1 protein-coding gene is annotated in these 3985 nt (G+C 39.7%); it reads left to right on the top strand.

Translation table 11 applies throughout. The features are described from left to right. Positions 1-469 precede the first annotated feature (469 nt). Entirely contained in the window at positions 470-3511 is a 3042-nt protein-coding gene (locus MW688_RS03185) for a DUF1156 domain-containing protein (RefSeq protein WP_486734468.1), read from the top strand. Positions 3512-3985 lie beyond the last annotated feature (474 nt).

Genomic DNA, 3985 nt, shown 5'->3' with positions numbered 1-3985 from the left:
AACCTACAGGCTACCTTCTTACTTCAAAACTCATTACTCATTACTCATTACTCATCTAGCGGTGCGTTACGGGCTTCGCACGCTTCACACCCTACTAATGCTAAGAGATTGGTAATTGTGGCCAGTTCTTCTTTATGACTTTTTTGAAGATTGCTAAAAGCATTCTTGTGTTCTTGGGATAAATATTCCATAGTATATGTTAGTTTAGAACAACTGAGATCTATTTCAATTATTTCATAAAAGTTAGTGTAGAATTTAGAATACGCGAATGGACATCAAAGAAAATTAGTATAAAAATACTAGTGAGTTGATGTGAGAATATACAGCTTTGATCTGAGATGATTATGGCAATTTCTAACTAAGTGAGGTAAAGTTCCCTCTCCCCCTCTCCCCCTCTCCCCTGCTCCCGGAGCTCCCGGAGCTCCCCTGCTCCCCCTCTCCCCTTCTCCCCCTCTCCTATCTAAAATATATGAACAATGATCGCCGCTTAATTGAAGATTTTATTCCCATTAAAGAGATTTCTAAAGAATCAGCAAGAGAGAAATCTATCCGTAAAGGACATATTTCTACATTACATTTGTGGTGGGCAAGACGACCACTAGTGGCGGCGAGGGCGGCGGTTTTTGCCTCTTTGATTCAGGCGCCTGAAAATCATCAAAAGCGAACAGCTTGGAAAAATATGATGATTGATTTGTGTAAGTGGGAAGTGTCGGAAGCAACTCTCAAAAAAGCAAGAAAGGCTATTTTAGAAGCACAAAGAGATAGACTGGGTTTACCCGCTAATACCCCATTAACAGAAGTTCCAGCGCCGAAAATGGCGGATTTATTTGCAGGAGGGGGTGCAATACCCTTAGAAGGTTTACGCTTGGGATGTGAAACCTACGCCATTGAGTTAAATCCAGTGGCCCATATTATTGAATTGTGTACCCTAGTTTATCCCCAAAAGTATGGGAAACAATTGGCAGCAGAAGTAGAAAAATGGGGCAATTGGGTAATTGATAGGGTAAAAGCAGAAATAGGGGATCTTTATCCCAGTATTGGGGAATTAGAGGCACAACATCAAGCTTTACCAGAAATTTATACTAACGGGGAATATGGGGAAACAATGGGAAAACATGATACTGATAGTATCTCCACCGCCAACAGCCAATTATCCCTATTCTCTGATTCTCAACCTTTAACTCCTAATTCTCCCAAACTCACCCCAGTAGCCTATTTATGGACACGCACGGTAAAATGTCCCAATCCCTCCTGTGGTGCTTCTGTTCCCTTGGTGAGACAAACCTGGTTATGTAAGAAGAAGAAAAAATATATAGCCCTCAAGGTTATTCCTAATCATCAAACCAAAAAGGTTGATTTTCAAGTTATTGAAGCGTCAACGGCAAAAGATTTGGGTTTTGACCCCAGTATTGGTAGTTCACGGGGTAATTCTACTTGTCCTCATTGTGGGACTACAGTAAATGTAAAATATGTTAAAACAGAAGGAAAAGCAGGCAGAATTGGTCAACAGTTAATGGCTATAGTCTGTACAACTCCAGGAGAAAAAGGTAAAACTTATTTATCTGCTACAGATTATCAGAGTTATATTCCCGATGAATCAGCAATTTTACAGCGATTAGACAAGTTATGTGAGGAAACGGGGTTAACTATTCCTGATGAACCTTTACCTGATTATGGAGTTTTGGGGTTTCGGGTTCAACCCTATGGTTTAGTTAAATGGAGTCAGTTATTCACTCCTCGTCAATTATTATCGTTAATGACCTTTGTCAAGTGGGTAAGATTAGCGCCTGAGGAGATATTCAAGGAATTAGGGAAAGAGGGAAATCAGGAGTCACGAGTTGGGAATTGCCCAAAAGATGAAGAGGGGAAAACTTCTCTCAATGCTAATTCTAATTTTTTAATTACTGAAGCAGACAAAAAAGATTTTGTTAAGGCGATTTGTACTTATTTGGGTTTAGGAATTACAAAAGTAGCCAATCGAGGGTCTTCTTTATGTACTTGGGACAATACAAGAGAAACAATTCAGAGTCCTATTAGTTACGGACGTTTACCTATGAATTGGGATTTTCCTGAAACTAATCCTATAGGTACTGGTTCTGGTAATTGGACTGATGGATTAAAATGGACTATTGATAATATAGAGGTTTTAACTTGCATTAATCAATGGGCAGAAGTAGTAAGACAACCTTCTCAAAGAATAGATTTAGAAGATTTGTTATTAGATGCTGTGATTACAGATCCGCCTTATTATGACAATATACCTTACTCTCACTTATCAGATTACTTTTATGTATGGTTTAAAAAAGTAATTGGTAAATTTTATCCTGAACATTTATCAGTAAAATCAACTCCCAAAAAACAAGAAGCAATAGTAGATCCATCTCGTTTTGATGGTGATTCATCAACTGCAAAAGAAGATTATGAAGTTAAGATGTTTCAAGCTTTTTGTCAAGCTAATAGAGTGTTGAAAAATGATGGTATTATGGTTGTTGTTTATGCTCATAAAACGACAATGGGATGGTCAACTTTAGTTGATGCTTTACGAAAAGCTAAATTTACTATTACTGAAGCATTTCCTATTGATACAGAACAGCAAGGAGGATTACGAGGATTAAGAGCTTCTCTTGCTTCAAGTATCTTTTTAATCGCCCGTAAACGCACCACCTCAGAAATTGGTGATTATTCTATGGATGTGCAACCCCTACTCAAAGAAATCATTGAAGAAAGAGTAAAAACTCTCATGGAAAACGATGTATCAGGGGCAGATTTAGTCATCGCTTGTGTAGGTGCGGGATTAAGAGCTTATACCCAATATGAAACCGTGGAACTTCCTAACGGTGAAGAATTAGATGCCTCCTCCTTCCTTGATGAAGTACAAAAAGAAGTCGCTGAAACAATTCTCAAAGAAGTCTTAGGATGTGACCAAAAAGGGGTAACAGCAGTAGATAAACCTACCCAATACTATATCCTAGGGCGCTATGAATATGGGGAAGCTATGGTGGAATTTGACGAAGCTAATACCCTAGCGCGAGGGGTTGGGGTTGAATTAGACGGTGTAGGAGGATTAACTGATGGTAAACTAGCCTTAGTTAATAAAGAAAAAAACAAGGTTAGACTAAAAAACTATCAAGAAAGAGGTAAATTTGAGGAATTAGGAATATTAACTTCCGAAAAACCACAAAAATTTAACGAGAAATCCCGATTACTAGGCAAGTCTACTACTCTAATTGATATTCTCCAACGCCTATTATGGTTAACTGAGAATAAACCTTCAGAAATTAATAACTTTTTATCCCAAGCTCAACCTGATGCCTCTAAACTAAGATTAGTTGCCCAATCATTAGCCGGACGTGCTTTAACTGATAATAATTCCCTATCTTTGAATGCCAATTCTCAGGAGAAGCAAAATAAAGAAACTACTCAACGAAGTGAAGAACAAAAAGCGATTGATACTTTATTAGCATCATGGAAACGTATCATTGAAGATAATCTATTTACACGCAGCAGTTAGGTGTTCTAGCAGTGCTCGTTGTAATGAGTCTTGAAGTTTTGAAGTATTGAAGTAATAAGTTTTGAAGCATTAGTAGGGTGTGTTAGGGCGAAGCCCGTAACGCACCGCTAGATGAGTTTTGAAGTAATAAGTAATGAGTAATGAGTAAGAAGCCAGTAACCTGTAGGTTGGGTTGAGGAATTAGATCCCCCCTAACCCCCCTTACCAAGGGGGGAACCAGGCGATCGCACTCCCGGTAGATTGGGTTGAGGAATTAGATCCCCCCTAACCCCCCTTACCAAGGGGGGAACCAGGCGATCGCACTCCCGGTAGATTGGGTTGAGGAATTAGATCCCCCCTAACCCCCCTTACCAAGGGGGGAACCAGGCGATCGCACTCCCGGTAGATTGGGTTGAGGAATTAGATCCCCCCTAACCCCCCTTACCAAGGGGGGAACCAGGCGATCGCACTCCCGGTAGATTGGGTTGAGGAATT

Source organism: Johannesbaptistia floridana (assembly GCF_057440575.1).
This window is presented reverse-complemented; position numbering and strand designations above follow the sequence as displayed.